The organism is Rhodococcus sp. PvP016, from assembly GCF_017832185.1.
GTDB lineage: Bacteria > Actinomycetota > Actinomycetes > Mycobacteriales > Mycobacteriaceae > Rhodococcoides.
In genome coordinates, this window is sequence record NZ_JAFIBH010000001.1 from 1,641,035 (window position 1) to 1,656,842 (window position 15,808).

12 protein-coding genes are annotated in these 15,808 nt (G+C 64.3%); 10 read left to right on the forward strand and 2 right to left on the reverse strand.

Going from position 1 to position 15,808, the window contains the following annotated elements; translation table 11 throughout:
• Window positions 1-6: 6 nt before the first annotated feature.
• From JOE30_RS07535 to JOE30_RS07560, 6 genes are all read left to right on the forward strand, one after another.
• Window positions 7-921, forward strand: coding sequence for an SDR family NAD(P)-dependent oxidoreductase (locus tag JOE30_RS07535; RefSeq protein ID WP_204870101.1), 915 nt, complete (start codon window positions 7-9; stop codon window positions 919-921).
• A 5-nt stretch (window positions 922-926) separates the two neighbouring features.
• Window positions 927-1,868, forward strand: a complete 942-nt coding sequence (locus JOE30_RS07540) for an alpha/beta hydrolase (protein ID WP_239533556.1) — start codon at window positions 927-929, stop codon at window positions 1,866-1,868.
• A 185-nt stretch (window positions 1,869-2,053) separates the two neighbouring features.
• Window positions 2,054-2,689, forward strand: coding sequence for a TetR family transcriptional regulator (locus tag JOE30_RS21810; RefSeq protein WP_371831745.1), 636 nt, complete (start codon window positions 2,054-2,056; stop codon window positions 2,687-2,689).
• Window positions 2,595-3,407: a mycofactocin-coupled SDR family oxidoreductase gene (locus JOE30_RS07550; protein ID WP_204870107.1), complete on the forward strand. Its 813-nt coding sequence runs from the start codon at window positions 2,595-2,597 to the stop codon at window positions 3,405-3,407. The genes JOE30_RS21810 and JOE30_RS07550 overlap by 95 nt, the downstream gene beginning before the upstream one ends.
• A gap of 6 nt (window positions 3,408-3,413) precedes the next feature.
• Window positions 3,414-4,169, forward strand: coding sequence for a response regulator (locus tag JOE30_RS07555; protein WP_204870108.1), 756 nt, complete (start codon window positions 3,414-3,416; stop codon window positions 4,167-4,169).
• A complete protein-coding gene (locus JOE30_RS07560; RefSeq protein WP_239532512.1) occupies window positions 4,166-5,899 on the forward strand; it encodes a GAF domain-containing sensor histidine kinase in 1,734 nt (577 codons plus the stop codon). Before JOE30_RS07555 ends, JOE30_RS07560 begins: the two co-directional genes overlap by 4 nt.
• A 25-nt stretch (window positions 5,900-5,924) precedes the next feature.
• Here the strand turns inward: JOE30_RS07560 and JOE30_RS07565 are convergent, their stop codons facing one another.
• Window positions 5,925-7,940, reverse strand: a complete 2,016-nt coding sequence (locus JOE30_RS07565; RefSeq protein WP_204870109.1) for an acetoacetate--CoA ligase — start codon at window positions 7,938-7,940, stop codon at window positions 5,925-5,927.
• A gap of 166 nt (window positions 7,941-8,106) precedes the next feature.
• On the opposite strand from JOE30_RS07565, the gene JOE30_RS07570 reads away from it, so the two are divergent.
• Both JOE30_RS07570 and JOE30_RS07575 read left to right on the forward strand, forming a co-directional pair.
• The gene (locus JOE30_RS07570) at window positions 8,107-9,096 is read left to right on the forward strand and encodes an LLM class flavin-dependent oxidoreductase (protein WP_204870110.1); all 990 of its coding nucleotides are present in this window, start codon (window positions 8,107-8,109) and stop codon (window positions 9,094-9,096) included.
• 34 nt (window positions 9,097-9,130) lie between these two features.
• Complete coding sequence (locus JOE30_RS07575; protein WP_307806096.1) at window positions 9,131-11,686, forward strand: bifunctional FO biosynthesis protein CofGH; 2,556 nt, start codon at window positions 9,131-9,133, stop codon at window positions 11,684-11,686.
• A gap of 74 nt (window positions 11,687-11,760) precedes the next feature.
• Here the strand turns inward: JOE30_RS07575 and JOE30_RS07580 are convergent, their stop codons facing one another.
• Window positions 11,761-12,771 carry an oxygenase MpaB family protein gene (locus JOE30_RS07580; RefSeq protein ID WP_204870112.1) on the reverse strand — a complete coding sequence of 337 codons (1,011 nt, stop codon included), beginning with the start codon at window positions 12,769-12,771 and terminating at the stop codon, window positions 11,761-11,763.
• Window positions 12,772-13,181: 410 nt separating this feature from the next.
• Here JOE30_RS07580 and JOE30_RS07585 point away from each other — a divergent pair, with 410 nt between their 5' ends.
• Both JOE30_RS07585 and JOE30_RS07590 read left to right on the forward strand, forming a co-directional pair.
• Window positions 13,182-14,294: an NDMA-dependent alcohol dehydrogenase gene (locus tag JOE30_RS07585; RefSeq protein ID WP_204870114.1), complete on the forward strand. Its 1,113-nt coding sequence runs from the start codon at window positions 13,182-13,184 to the stop codon at window positions 14,292-14,294.
• 11 nt (window positions 14,295-14,305) lie between these two features.
• A complete protein-coding gene (locus JOE30_RS07590; protein ID WP_204870115.1) occupies window positions 14,306-15,772 on the forward strand; it encodes an aldehyde dehydrogenase family protein in 1,467 nt (488 codons plus the stop codon).
• The last annotated feature ends 36 nt before the right edge of the window (window positions 15,773-15,808 follow it).

Below are 15,808 nucleotides of genomic sequence, written 5' to 3' on the forward strand. Positions count from 1 at the left end.
GTCGTCATGTCTGCAGTGTCGTTCGAAGGCCGGGTCGCGATCGTGACCGGTGCCGGGGGAGGTCTCGGGCGCGCGCACGCCCTGGAGCTGGCTCGTCGCGGCGCTCAGGTGGTGATCAACGACCTCGGCGGCGACATGACCGGCGCACACGGTGCCGTCACCATGGCCGACGAGGTCGTCGAGCAGATTCGCGCCGAGGGCGGCATCGCCGTCGCCAACTACGACTCCGTCGCCACACCCGACGGTGGTCGCCGAATAGTCCATACCGCGCTCGACGTCTTCGGGAAGGTCGACATTCTCGTCAACAATGCCGGCAACATTCGCAACGGTGCGTTCACCGACCTCACCCCTGGGGCGATCGATTCCCTGCTCGACGTGCACGTGAAGGGTGCGTTCCACGTGACGCAGCCGGCGTTCGCGGCCATGCGCGACAACGGCTACGGCCGCATCGTCTTCACGGCATCCGCCGCCGGCCTCTTCGGGTCGATCCACCAGGCGAACTACGCCGCGGCCAAGGGCGGTGTCTTCGGACTGGCCAATGTGGTTGCGTTGGAGGGTGCTCCGCACGGGATCCTCACCAACACGATTCTTCCTGCGGCCCTGAGTCGGATGGCAGCAGACATGGCACCCGAGCAGTTCGCCGGAATGCCGACCACCCCGGCGCACATGGAACCGGAGATGATCACCGCCATGGTCGCCTACCTCGCGAGTGAGGAGAACACTCACAACAGGGAGCTGTACTCCATCGCCCGCGGGCGGTACGGACGCGTGTTCATGGGCGTGGCTCCGGGGTGGCACGTCTCGGTCGATCAGCCCGTCGCGACACCGGACGACGTCGCCGAACACATCGACCGGATCCGAGATCTCGACGGGTACGCCGTACCCGAGTCCATGGTCGCCGAGTTCGCCCTCGTCCCGTGAGCACGATGGACTGGCGGGTGCGGCTGCTGGGGAAGCTCATGCCGGACAACATGATCGTCGGCAAGTCCCCGTCGCAGATCGCGAGGCTGCAGAAGCCGAGGCCACATTCCTTCCTCATGGATCTCGTCGCGGGTTCGATGAAGCCCGGGGTCACCGTCGAGGACGGCGTCGCCCGAGGAGGCGACGGCCACATTCCCGTCCGGTCGTATCGGCCCACGGCGCTGTCGGGCACGCTTCCCCTCATCGTCCTGATCCACGGCGGTGGGTGGACGGTCGGCACCCTGAACCAGTACGACTCCATGGCAAGCGGCATCGCACTGGCTGCAGACGCCGTCGTCGTCTCACTGGACTACAGGCTCGCGCCCACCCATCCCTGGCCGGCGGCGGCGGAGGACTGCTACGCCGCTTTCGTGGACGTGGTGAGCCGCGCTCAGCAGTGGGGTGCCGACGGTTCGCGGGTCGCCCTCGTGGGCGACAGTGCGGGAGGCAACCTGTCGGCGGTGACCGCCATGCTCGTGCGTGACCGGGGTGGTCCGGCCATCGCGTTGCAGGCGCTGTTGTATCCCGCCACCGACCTCACCCTGTCCAGTCCCTCGGTGATCGAGAACGCGACCATGCCGGTACTCAAACGCCCTACCCTGGAGGCGTACGTCGCTCTGTACGTGCCTGATCCGGCCGATCGCGCAGACCCGACGGCGTCCCCTCTGCTCGCCGAGAATCATGCGGGTCTGCCTCCCGCTCTGGTGCAGGTCGCGGAACTCGATCCGGTCCGCGACGACGGTCTTCGCTATGCGGAAGCCTTGCAGGCAGCGGGTGTACCGGTTCGGTTCACGGAGTACGTCGGGATGCCGCACGGCTATCTCGCCTTCCCGCGCTTCGCTCGGAGTGCGACGCAGGCGTTCTCCGAACTCGTCCGAGAATTACGGACCCACCTCGCGCCGGGCTGACCCCTACTCGGTGAGGGGTGGGTCGACGACGCGGGCGGAACGGCTCTCCAGGTCATCACTTTCCGCAAAACCTGTCACATTGTGACAGTCGGGCGTACGGTCACAACATGGTCGGTCACACCCCTCCACCGAGACGATCCAGGCAAGAACACGCAATGCTGGAAGTCTCCGCCATAGCAGCGGACATGTTCGTCGATCGGGGATTCACCGCGACGAACGTGGCCGATATCGCTGCGGCGGCTGGGGTGTCCTCGCGTACATTCCATCGATATTTCGACGCGAAAGAAGATGCCATAGTTCCGGTGCTGGATATCGGATGGAAATCGTACGTGGCCGCTGTCGACCATCGCCCGGGAGACGAGCCGCTGCTCGACTCTCTCGTCCATGCCCTCGATGGCTCCCTACGGGCCACCAACGTTCCCTCCTACCGGGAGCTCATCGCGATACTCCCTGACTCGCCCGCCCTGCAGCGGGTGTGGCTGAGGATTCACGAGGACTGCCAGCAGGCACTGCAACCGATCGTTGCTCGTCGGCTGGCGCTGACCGATCAGAGCCTCCGTGCGCGGTTCGCTACCGCGTGCATCGTTGCCGCCAATCGGATCGCGACCGAATTGTGGGCGGCAGACTCCAGCATCTCGTCCGAAGAGACTGTCGAGCATTGTCTTTCGATGATCGAGGTCTCGGTACTGCAACCAAGTTCCGCACCACTGTCGACAGGAGAATCACATGAAGCGAGTAGAAGGCAAAGTAGCGCTCATCACCGGAGCAGCGCGAGGACAGGGACGGGCCGAAGCGCTGGCATTGGCCGAAGAGGGTGCTGACCTCATCCTGGTCGACATCGCGGGTACGCCCGCCGCGACGGACTATGCCGCCGCGACCGAGGCCGAGTTGGCTCAGACGGTCGCAGACGTCGAGAAGCTCGGCCGCCGAGTGATTCACACGGTCGGAGACGTTCGAGACCTCGACGCGCTGGAAGCGCTGGTCGCGAAGGGTGTCTCAGCGTTCGGCCGCCTGGACATCGTCGTCGCGAACGCGGGCATCGTGTCCTGGGGTCGCTTCTGGGAGATGGATCGAACCAGGTGGCAAGACATGATCGACATCAATCTCACGGGAGTGTTCAACACCATGAGAGCGGCAGTGCCATCGATGATCGCGTCCGACAACGGTGGGTCCATCATTGCCACGAGTTCTGTCTCAGGCCTCAAGTCCCTTCCGGGGCAGGCTCATTACAGTTCCGCGAAGGCGGGCGTGGTGGGGTTGGTGAAGTCCGCCGCGATCGAGCTCGCGCCGTACCGGATCCGGGTCAACTCCATCCACCCCTGGGGCGTGCGAACACCGATGGGAGAAATGGGCCCCGACGCCGTCAAGGTGTTCGCCGACAATCCGTCCTACCAGGCAGCCATGGGGCAGTACTGGTTCGACCCGCCCATTTCGGAACCAGAGGACATCGCACGCGCCGTGCTCTTTCTGGCAAGTGACGATTCCCGAACCGTGACCGGAATTCAGCTCCCCGTCGACCACGGGGCGAGTAAGATCTGATGGCTCATGGAGAAGACACCGTTGTCGGACAGCGCGCAGGTCGGTGCCGGCGCGGAAGACGGTCGCCACATCCTGGTCGTCGACGACGATGACAGCATTCGCACAGTCGTCAGATGGCAACTGAACGATTCGGGATTCAGGGTCGTGGAGGCGGACGACGGCGCCATGGCGTTACGCCTCATGGCTCGAGATCAACCTCTTCTCGTCGTTCTCGATCTGTCCCTGCGGGCGGTCGGCGGTCTCGACGTCCTTCGTGAGATCCGCTCCGGACGCGCGGAAGTGCCGCGAGACCTACCGGTGATGATTCTTTCGGGGCGTAGCGGCGAAACCGACCGGATAGTAGGCCTGGATCTGGGAGCGGACGACTACCTCGTGAAGCCGTTCTCACCGGGTGAGCTGGCCGCCCGTATCCGGTCGCTACTCCGCCGGGCCACGCCGTTCACCACCCCGCAAGTGGTGTCGATCGGGTCTCTGCGCATCGAGGTGTCGAGTCGTGAGGTGACGGTTGCGCGTGATCGGATCGAACTGACAGTGAAGGAATTCGACCTCCTCTTCTTCTTGGCAACGCACCCCCGTCAGGTCTTCACGCGCCGTCAACTGCTCGAGGGTGTGTGGCATTCCAGTGATTTTCTGGGTGAGGCAACGGTGACAGAGCATGTTCATCGTCTGCGGAACAAGTTGGGCCGAGACCCCGGAGTTCCTCTCATACGTACTGTGCGAGGAGTGGGTTACCACTTCGGCGGTCCTTCCGTTCCGCGATGAACGGCATCGACAGAGTGGACACGGCGGTGACCAGCCTGCTGAGTCCACAGGACCTCACCTACCTGATGGCCCAGCAGATGAAAATTCTCGAGATGGTCGCCGCCGCCGTTCCGGTACAGCACACCTTGGACGCAGTCCTCACCGCACTCGAATGCCTGATGACGGATGCTCGGTGTTCGGTCCTGTTGGTCGCGCCCTCGGGCGATACCCTCCACCACGGCGCCGCTCCCAGTCTGCCGCCCGAGTATCTGCGCGCGATAGAGGGACTCCGAATCGGTCCGCTGTCCGGATCATGCGGGGTGGCTGCGCATCTCGGTGAGCCCGTCATCGCTCGAGATGTTCGGATCGATCACCGGTGGGTCGAGTTCAGAGACAGTGCGGTGGCCTCCGGTCTGATCGCATGTTGGTCGACACCGATCGCAGATCCGTCGGGACGGACTGTCGGCACCTTTGCCGTGTATCACGGCGCCCCGCACTGGCCGACTGCCAGAGAACGACAGTTGGTCGACCGATTCACGTACCTTGCCGCGGTCGCGCTCGAGAACGGCCGCCTGCTCGGCGAACTGATCGAGAGCGAAGAGTTGTTTCGCCGATCCTTCGAGGACAACCCCGCAGGCGCAGCCCTGTTGGGCCTGGATTGGGTATTCCAGCGCGTGAACACATCTTTCGCCGAGCTGGGCGGCCATCGCGTGGAGGACTTGGTCGATCGACGACTGGACTCAGCGTTGCTGTTCGATGCGCACTCCGAGAACCGAATACACGAAACGCTGGCACGGGGTGATGTCTTCTGCGTGACCGAACAGATGGCGGTGATATGCAACGACGGTGCCACGGTGCCGGTCGAGGCAACCTTCTCTCTGGTACGCGGCCGTGACAACACCCCGCTACGGTTCGCTCTGAACCTGGTCGATCTGACCGAGAGACTGTCGGCCGACGAAGCGAGAGCGGAGCGGGAGCGCGCGGAAACAGCACGCCAGGTGGCCGAGTCCCACAGCTCCGCGAAATCGGCTCTTCTCACCTCGGTCAGCCACGAAGTACGTACCCCGCTGCAGGCGATCAAAGGCTTCACCGAACTGCTCCGCACGCTGCCCTTGGACGAGGAACGCCGCGAGGAAGCGCTCGCCCGTATCGATTTCGCCTCCGACCATGTTCTGGATCTGGTCACGGACGTTCTCGACATCAGTCGAATCGAAGCCGGTGTCCTGCCCTTGAACATCGAGCCGACACCCGTTGCTCGAACGGTCCACGACATCACCAGACTGCTGTCCGCGATGGCGGACCGGCGCCACATGTCGGTGAACGTCTCGATCGAGCCGTCACTCGAGGTGTGGGCAGACCTGGGGCGCCTGCGCCAGGTTCTGCTGAACGTGATCGGGAATGCTCTTCGCTACGGTCACGCCGGGGGAGCCGTGGACATCTCGGCGGTGCTCGGAACCTCGATGACGGTGATCACCGTCAGCGATGACGGGGATGGCATACCGCACGACTATCTTCCGAATCTGTTCACGCCCTTCCGGCGTGGACGTGAGGACCGAGGTGTCGGGTTGACAGTTGACGGCTACGGGCTCGGGTTGATGCTTTCTCACGGACTCGTCACGGCCATGGGAGGGACTCTGACCGCGCGCAATCACAGCGACGGTGGCGCCGCTTTCGACATCGCGTTGTCCTCGACACCTCGTGGTGTCTCCCCGACCGGAATGCGCCCACCGGAGAACAGGGACACCGTATGACGTCCGATCCCCCCACGTCCTCGATCTAACGATGCCCGGGGAACCTCGATGCGGCGAAGTCCGCGTACCAACGCACCGCGGTCGGATCATCCACTGATGCGATGTTCACCGCACTACCGATCGACCGGCCGGCCAAGAGTTTCTTGATCGGGATCTCCAGCTTCTTGCCGTTCAGTGTTCTCGGCACAGAAGGCGCCTCGACCATCTCGTCCGGAACGTGCCGGGGCGACAATCGGGTCCGCAACGCGTGAGCGATGTCCTGGCGAAGGCGATCGTCGAGGCGACGACCTGCGGCCGGCACCACGAACAGTCCCAGCCAGTACCCGTCGTCGGGCAGGTCGACACCGACGACCACGGAATCTGCAACCTCGGGCATACCGTCGATGACGTCGTAGAAGTCCGAGCTCCCCAAGCGCACCCCCGCCCTGTTGAGGGTCGAGTCCGAGCGGCCGTGAATGGTGATGCTCTGATCCGCGTGGACCGTCACCCAGTCACCATGCCTCCAGACCCCTGGCCAGACGTCGAAATACGATTCTCGATATCTCGAACCGTCCGGGTCGTTCCACAGCCGAAGCGGCATCGACGGCATGGGTTCTGTGATGACCAGATCCCCCACTTCGCCGATGAGCGGGATCCCCTCGTCGCTCCATGCGGCGGCAGCCACGCCGGCGATCCGACCGCCGATGCGTCCGGGCCGAACCGCGGTGTACGCGTTCCCGCCGACGAAGGAGCCGGCAATGTCGGTGCCACCACTGGTCGAATCGACGTCGATCGTCGAACCGACGTGCTCGCCGACCCAGCGGTAGTCGGCGGCCGGCAGTGATGATCCGCTGACCATCACGTGCCGCAGCGAGCGCATGTCGAAGGTGTCCCCGGGCGACTCGACGGTGCTCGAACCGGCGGATGCCGACACCACCGCGGCACCGAGCAGCATCACGTTCGCGCGGGTTCGGGCCGCGATCTCCCAGACACCGCCCGCGGGATGTCCGGGGCTACCTTCGTACAAGACGATGCTCGCGCCTCGGGACAGTGCGCCCAGCTGCATGTTCCACAGCGCCCAGCCAGTCGATGTGTAGGTGAACAGGCGCTCACCCGCACGGACTGCGCAATAGAGCCCCGACCACTTCAGGCTCTCCAGAACGATCCCGCCGTGGCCGTGAACCAACCCTTTGGGGAGACCGGTGGTCCCCGAACTGAACAGCACCCAGAGTGGATGTGAGAAGTCGACCTGCTCGAATTCCAGGGGCACATCGCGACTGACCACGTCCGCCCAGGGGGTCGAGCCTTCCGGTGGCCAGCGGTCGTACAGATAGGGGACATGAACGACATGCTGCAGCGACGGTAGATTGTCGCGGAGCTGTGCGACCACGTGGCTTCGGTCGATGTCCTTGCCATTCCAGTGGTATCCGTCGACAGCTATCAGCACGGTCGGTTCGAGCTGAGACAGTCGACTGATGGTTCCGTCCGGGCCGAAATCGGGTGAGCAGCAGACCCATACGGCGCCGACCGTCGCTGCCGCGAGAACTCCGATGACAGCGTGTTCGGTGTTCGGCAGATATGCGGCGACTCGGTCCCCCGGGCGCACCCCCGCGCGTCGAAGCCATCCGGACGCTGCGGCCACCGAACGGCGTAGTTCGGCGAAGGTGATGACACGATCGACCGCGCCGATCTCGGACGCGCACACCAGCGCTGTGTCGCTGTCCCGTCCGCGCAGGAGCATGTTCTCCGCCCAGTTCAGCCGCGCCCCGACGAACCATCGTGTGTCCGGCATCGGATCGCTCGTGCGCACGCGGGTCCAGTGCCGCGAGAATGCGACACCGTGATAGTCGGCTATGGACACCCAGAACTCGTCCAGGTTCTCGATCGACCAGGACCAGAACGAATCGTGATCCGGAAAGCGGCGACCTGTGGAGATCTCCAGCCAGTCCAGATAGTCACGCAGGGGTGACTCGGCGATGCTCTCCCCGGTAGGGCTCCACACGACGTCCGGCGATACAGATTCGTCGACCCGGCTGCCACCGGTTCCTGCGCGATGCTCCATACACTCGAATCTAGAGCCGCGTCGCGACAGGGACCTGTCTTGGCGACGATATTGACGACCCGTTGAGAAATACATGTGAACGCATTGATACGAGCGCGTTAGCCTCGGACTCGATCGACGGAACCACCTCCGCCGCATGAATTGTCATCCCTGAGGAGTACCACCGATGAAGCTGGCTCTGTATCTCCCGAATTTCAGAGATCACGTGACGTTGAAGGAATTGGAGGACCTCACGGCACTTGCGGAGGAACTCGATTTCGATTCGGTGTGGACCCTCGATCGCATCGTCGTGCCGGAGGCGTCGGATCGGGCCGAGTTGGAGTATCCGTTCGGCATGATGGCCGATCTTCCCAACGGGCTTCCGGTCATCTCGCGCGGTAAGTGGTTTCAGGGCATGACCCTGATACCGTGGCTCGCCGCCAAGACCGAGAAGCTTCGAATCGGCATGAGCATCATCGACACTCCCTATCGTTCGCCAGGCGTGCTTGCTGCGGAGTTGGCGACCCAAGACCACCTCGCCAACGGTCGGCTGAACGTCGGGGTGGGCGCAGGGTGGATGCCGGAAGAATTTGCTGCGGCCAGCGCGTCACATCTCTTCGCGCGCCGGCACGGGCACGTTCGCGAGACCATCGAGATCATGCAGGGAATCTGGTCGAACGAGTTGTTCGAATATCACGGGGAATTCGCCGATTTCCCGTTGTCCGGATTCGGGCACAAGCCGATCCAGAAGCCTGGTCCACCGATCTATTTCTCGGGACTGAAAGATCCCAGACGATCGGCCAAGCGCATCGCCAAATACGGACTGCAGGGGTGGATCGGAATCCAGGATTCACCCGAGGACATCGCTCGCTGGCGCGGTGAGATGAAGAGGGAGCTCGACGAGCTGGGTCGAGACTTCCCGCCAGGGTTCGACATGTGCAGCATGATCTGGTTCACGATCACCGAGGAGAAGACCGATCAGACGGCGGCCGGGAAGGTGACGAACCTGCTGACCGGTACCGCGCAACAGATCGAGGACCGGCTCAAGCGGTACAAGGATGCCGGAATGACGATGCCGATTCTGTGGCCACCGTTCCGCGATGTACCGACGTCGAAGACGATCGACGATCTCAAGCGATTGGTCGAGGACATCATGCCCAAGGTCGAGGCGAGCTGATCGAGCGCGGAGACCGAGGGGGAGTGCTGTCGCAGTGTCCGACAGTGTGTTTCCACCCCGACATCCCACGTCGCCGTCGAGTTCTGTGATGCGGCGGGTACTCCGTCGCGCGCGGGACGGTGTGTCGGTGAATGTCGATGAGGCCACGGCTCTGTTGCACGCACGCGGAGACGACTTGGCGGACGTGATGGCCTCTGCGTCGCGGGTGCGCGATGCCGGACTGGCGTCTGCGGGTCGACCGAGGACGGTGTCCTACTCTCGCAAGGTCTTCTTACCCATCACGCGGTTGTGCCGCGACACGTGCCACTACTGCACGTTCGTCACGGTGCCCGGCAAGCTCGAAGCCGCCGGACACGGGATGTTCATGGATCCCGACGAGGTCGTCGACGTTGCCCGCAGAGGTGCTGCGGCGGGCTGCAAGGAAGCACTGTTCACCCTCGGTGACAGGCCGGAGGAACGGTGGCCGGAAGCGAGGGCGTGGCTCGACTCCCGCGGCTATGATTCGACTCTCGATTACGTGCGCGCGATGTCGATCAGGGTGCTCGAGGAAACGGGCCTGCTGCCACACCTCAACCCAGGGGTGATGTCATGGCAGGAACTCTCGCGACTCAAGCCGGTGGCCCCGTCGATGGGGATGATGCTCGAGACCACCTCCCGGAGACTCTTCGAGGAGAAGGGGCAGGCGCATTTCGGAAGCCCCGACAAGGATCCCGAGGTCCGACTTCGAACTCTGACCGACGCAGGCCGGCTGAACATCCCGTTCACGACGGGCATCCTGGTGGGTATCGGCGAGACGTTCCTCGATCGGGCCGAGTCGATCATGTCGATTCGTCGGTCGCACAGGTCGTTCGGGCACGTTCAGGAAATCATCGTGCAGAACTTCCTGGCCAAGTCCGATACCGCGATGCGTTCTGTGCCGGACGCCGGTCTCGAGGAATTCCTGGCCACGATCGCGGTGACACGTCTCGTGGTAGGGCCGTCGATGCGTATTCAGGCTCCGCCGAACCTGGTCGAGCCGGAGGAGACCGCGGCGCTGTTGGGCGCAGGCGTCGACGATTGGGGCGGAGTCTCCCCGCTGACCCCCGATCATGTGAATCCGGAGCGGCCGTGGCCTGATCTCGATGTTCTCGCCGAGCTGTCCGCGAAGGCGGGGTATCGACTGGTCGAACGTGTTGCCGTGCAACCGCAATACGTGATGGCGGGTGCGCCGTGGATCGATCCACGTATTTCGGCGCACGTCCGCGCACTGGTAGATCCGGAGACTGGGCTGGCTCGGGAAGAGGTGAACCCGACGGGTCTGCCGTGGCAGGAACCCGACGAGCAGTGGACGTCCTCGGGTCGGGTGAACCTGAACACGGAAATCGACTCACACGGCCGTGACACGGAGAACCGCTCGGATCTGGCGAACGCGTTCGGTGACTGGGAATCGATCCGGGAGCAGGTCCGCGATCTCGTCGGCCTGGAGCGGATGGACCGAGATCTGGTGTCGGCGTTGACGGCAGCGGAGAAGGACCCGGCAGGATTGTCCGACGAGCAGTACCTTGCGCTCGCGACGGCTGACGGGCCGGGACTGGATGCCGTCGCGGCCCTCGCGGACGACCTGCGCGCGCAGGTCAACGGTGACGCGGTCACGTACGTGGTGAACCGGAACATCAACTTCACCAACATCTGCTACACCGGTTGTCGGTTCTGCGCGTTCGCTCAGCGTAAGGGCGATGCTGACGCGTTCACGTTGTCCACCGCGGAGGTGGCCGACCGGGCGTGGCAAGCGCATGTCGTCGGCGCCACCGAGGTGTGCATGCAGGGCGGTATCGATCCCGAGCTCCCGGTGACCGGGTACGCGGACCTGGTGCGGGCGGTGAAGGCCCGCGTGCCGGCGATGCACGTGCACGCGTTCTCTCCGATGGAGATCGTCAACGGAGCTTCGCGCGGCGGCCAATCGATCCGAGAATGGCTGATCGAACTGCGGGCCGCCGGGTTGGACTCGATCCCGGGAACCGCGGCGGAGATCCTCGACGACGAGATTCGGTGGGTGCTCACCAAGGGCAAGTTGCCTGCGGCCGAGTGGATCGAGGTGATCACCACTGCGCATCGAGTGGGGCTACGGTCGAGCTCGACGATGATGTACGGACACGTCGACAATCCGTCACACTGGGTCGGTCACCTGAACGTGCTCAGGAGGATCCAGGACGAGACCGGTGGGTTCACGGAGTTCGTGCCGCTGCCGTTCGTTCATCAGTCATCGCCCCTGTATCTGGCCGGCGCCTCGCGGCCCGGTCCGACCACTCGGGACAATCGCGCGGTGCACGCTCTGGGTCGGATCATGCTGCACGGTCGGATCGACAACATCCAGACGTCATGGGTGAAGCTGGGAGTCGCAGGAACTCGCGCGATGCTCGACGGAGGTGCGAACGATCTGGGCGGGACTCTGATGGAGGAGACGATCTCGCGGATGGCGGGTTCGCAGAACGGTTCGGAGAAGACCGTCTCCGAGCTGCACGAGATCGCCGGCGGGATCGGACGAGCGGTTCGTCAGCGCACCACCACCTACGGAACGGTGGGCGCTGCAACGGTTGTCGACTCGATCTGACGACGAGTGCCGCACGAGAAAGCGCTCACCCGGGTCGCCCCGGGTGAGCGCTTCGAACCAGTCGTTCCGAGCCTCTACTGCGCGGGTACCGAGGCAGCGGGTGCCATCGAGACGGTGCTCTTGTCGTCGGCGCTCATTCGCGCTCGAGGGCACGCATTCACATGCGTGCCGAGCAGGTCGACCTGGTACCCATCGGGATACTCCTTCGCGACCAGGTCCTGTGCGAGTGCGGTGAGCCCGCCTGGCATGGGGTCCAGCTTTGCGTACAGTCGCATCAGTTTCCGACTGATCTTCTTCGCGCGGGGGCTCGGCAGGTCGAATCCACAATTGGTGATCAATCGGTCATCGGGACCCACGGAGAAGAAGAACGCCTGGATCGGTCGATGCAGGATCTTCGGGTAGTCCTTCAACACGTAGTCGAGCAAGGTGGCACCGAGGCGCTTGTTCTGTGGCTCGTAGGCGATTTGCGCGTCCAAGTAGTCTGCGCAGAAAGTCTCCATTGCTTCGAGCGTTTCTGGATACGGCATCTTCTTCTCGCCGCCGTACATGTGACGAGCGCGAAGCTTCACGAACGTGACCGCCGCAAGCTTTTCCTTCTCGGTGACGGGGCGCCATCCGTAATTCTCGGCATACCAGATGTAGGACACGGCTTCCCAGCATCCGATGAACACATAGTCCTCGGGATGAATGTCGTACTGACGATGCATCTCGTTGACCCGGCGCATCGAATCCCTACCGAGACCCGGGACGAACCCCTTGTCGTGAATGTGGTGGTCCAGCAGGACTGTGTCCACCAGTCGCTTCTGGAGTTCGTCTTCGAATTGGCGAGACTGGGTGAGGATGCGACTGATTCGCGGAACGGCGAAGGTCACGAACAATCCACCGGTGACTGCGAATGCGCTCGACGCCTTGAAGTCGTCGACGAACAATCGGTAGACCTCGACGCAATCGTCGACCGGGTCCAGTTTCTCGATTTGCTTCAGCCTGCTGTGCTTGTCTTCGAGTGCCGGTGCGCCGAGCGCTTTGCCCAATACATTTCGGACTTTTCGGCTCACTCGGGAACCCCGTGGCAGTGTGTCGGACATCGAATATCTTCCTCCTCGGCTGGGGCACCTCCAGAACGTATGGATGTGAGCGGTGCCACTCGGAACGATTGTGTCGTGTGTCTGGGTATTCGCGGGTACAACTTCTACTCAACGCTTCCTCAACGAGTGCTTCTCGCACCGAATCGCTGCCGAACCGTCGATCGTGCCCGGGCTCGACCACTCGACGATCGACGTGGGTGGATCAGCGCTCTGACACGAGGCATCGGCCAAAAGAGTATCATAATCAGTGTGACCTGTGTCATGCTGTGGTCGATGTCAGAATCTGTCACCTCGTTCTGGAAGTCGCCGACGACGTCCGGTCGCCGGGTGCACACCCGGGCACCGACAGCCGGCCCCGTCGACCGCAGAACCAGCCGGTGAAGACAGCTCGACCGAGAAAGAAGGACTCCATGAAAGTGCAAGCGTCCGTCCTGTGGGAGTTCGGCGACAACTGGCACCCGTCGACGATCGACCTCGATGATCCGGGACCCGAGGAGGTGCTGGTGCGGGTGGCATACGCGGGTCTCTGCCACTCCGACGAGCACACCCGTCGCGACCCGGACGCCCGCAAGCCGATGATCGGCGGACACGAGGCGTCCGGGATCGTCGAGCAGGTCGGGTCGGGGGTCGAGGACATCGAGGTCGGCGACCACGTCGTGTTCTCGTTCATCCCGACGTGTCGCAAGTGCCGATGGTGCGTGTCCGGGCAGTCGTACCTGTGCGACCTGGGCGCAACCATCGCAACCGGAGTCATGCCCGACGGCACGTTCCGGTTCCACGGGCGGGGCGAGGACATCGGCGGTCTGGCGATGCTCGGTACTTTCGCCGAACGCACGGTCGTGTCCAAGAACTCCTGCGTGAAGATCGACCCGACCATCCCGCTGGACGTCGCCGCGCTCGTGGGTTGCGGCGTGCCCACGGGGTGGGGGTCGGCCGTCAACGTCGCACAAGTGCGACCCGGTGAGGTCGTCATGGTGTACGGCATCGGGGGGATCGGTGCCAATGCGGTACAGGGCGCGTTCCACTGCGGAGCCAGCCACGTGATCGCAGTGGAGCCGAAACCGTTCCGGCGTGAGTTCGCCGAGTCGCTCGGTGCCGAGGCCTACGCCACGCACGACAAGGCTCTCGCCCGAGTTGCCGAGCTGACGAACGGGCAGGGTGCCGATGCCGTGATCGAGACGGTCGGGGTTCTGACCGCCGAGATCACAGCGCAGTGCTTCGAGTCGACGCGCAAGGCGGGCCGACTGGTGCTCGCCGGCATGGCCGACAGCTTCAGCGACCTCAACGTCCAACTGCCAGGCCAGTTTCTGAGCCTGTACGCCAAGCAGGTTCTCGGCACGCTCTACGGAGGATGCAACGCGCACGTCGACATTCCCAAGCTGCTCGACCTCTACCGCAACGGTCAGCTCAAACTCGACGAGCTGATCACGCGCCGATACACGTTGGACCAGATCGCACAGGGTTACCAGGACATGGCCGATGGAACCATCCTGCGCGGCGTCGTCGAGATCAACCCAGAATGAAGGAGCACCTCATGACCGACAGCGGCATCCCCCAGCACCACGCGAGCCAGATCTTCGTCGGCGGCACGTGGCGCGCACCGACCGGCAGCCGACGCATCGCGGTGGAGAACCCGGCGACCGGTGAGATCGTCGCCGACATCCCCGAGGCTGGCCCCGAGGACGCTGCGACCAGCGTCGCCCTGGCGGCCGAGGCGTTCGACAAGGGGGTGTGGTCAGGACTCGACATCACCGAGCGAGGCAAGGTCCTCACACGCGTCGCCGATCTGCTGGACGAGCACCGTGATCAGTTCATCGAGTACGTCGTGCGCGACCTCGGCTCCGCCCGAGCCTTCGCGGCGTTCGTGCACGACATCTCCATCGACATCTGGCGCGACTACGCCCGTCGAGGCGACGAGGTCGCGCTGGAGACGGTCGAGACGGGGCCCGACGGGCGGACCGTGCTGCTGCGCAAGGAGCCCGTGGGCACCGTGCTGGCCGTCGTGCCGTGGAACGGTCCCATCGTCCTCGCGTCCCTCAAGCTGGCGCCGGCGCTCCTGGCTGGGTGCTCGGTCGTCATGAAGCCCGCGCCGGAGACGCCGCTCGCGCCGCTCCTGCTCGCGGACATCCTCGCCGAGGCCGGTGTGCCGGAGGGCGTCGTCAGCATCCTGCCGGGCGGCCGCGAGCTCGGTGAGGCGCTGCAGGCCCAGCCCGGCCTCGACATGGTGAGCTTCACCGGCGGCACCGAGGCCGGCAAGGCGGTCATGGGTGTGGCCGCCAAGAACCTCCAGAGGATGACGCTCGAACTCGGCGGCAAGTCGGCGGCGATCGTGCTCGACGACGTCGAGCCGGTCGACGTCATGCCGGCCCTCGCTGCCGGGATGCTCGGGGGAAGCGGACAGGTGTGCACCGCCCTCACCCGCGTCCTGGTGAGCAAGGAGCGTCACGACGTGTGGCGCGACGCGCTCAAGGAACTGTTCGAGAGCCAGGTCATCGGTGACCCCGACGACGAGGCGACCACGTACGGTCCGCTGGCGTCGCAGGCCCAGATGACCCGGGTGCTCGCTCGCATCCAGGACGCCGAGGACGACGGGGGAGTCATCGTCACCGGTGGTGAGGCCCTCGATCGTCCCGGCTACTTCATCGCGCCGACGCTGGTGGACGGTGTCACGACCAACATGCGGGTGGCCCAGGAGGAAGTCTTCGGGCCGGTGTTCGCCCTCATGGTCTACGAGGACGTCGAGGATGCGATCCGGATCGCCAACGACTCGCAGTTCGGCCTCTCGGGAGCGGTGATGACCCACGACATCGCCGCCGGGGTCGAGATCGGTCGTCGTATCCGCACGGGGACGTTCAGCGTCAACGGGTTCGGAGCGCACATGTCGTTCCCCTTCGGCGGCTACAAGCAGTCGGGGATGGGGCGCGAGGGCGGCGCGGCGGGCCTCGACAGCTTCCTCGAGATCAAGCAGATCGCGCTCCCGGCCGGCGCGCAGCTGAGCTGACGGGCCCCTGGCGAGGGCCCGTCAGGGCGGGCGGCG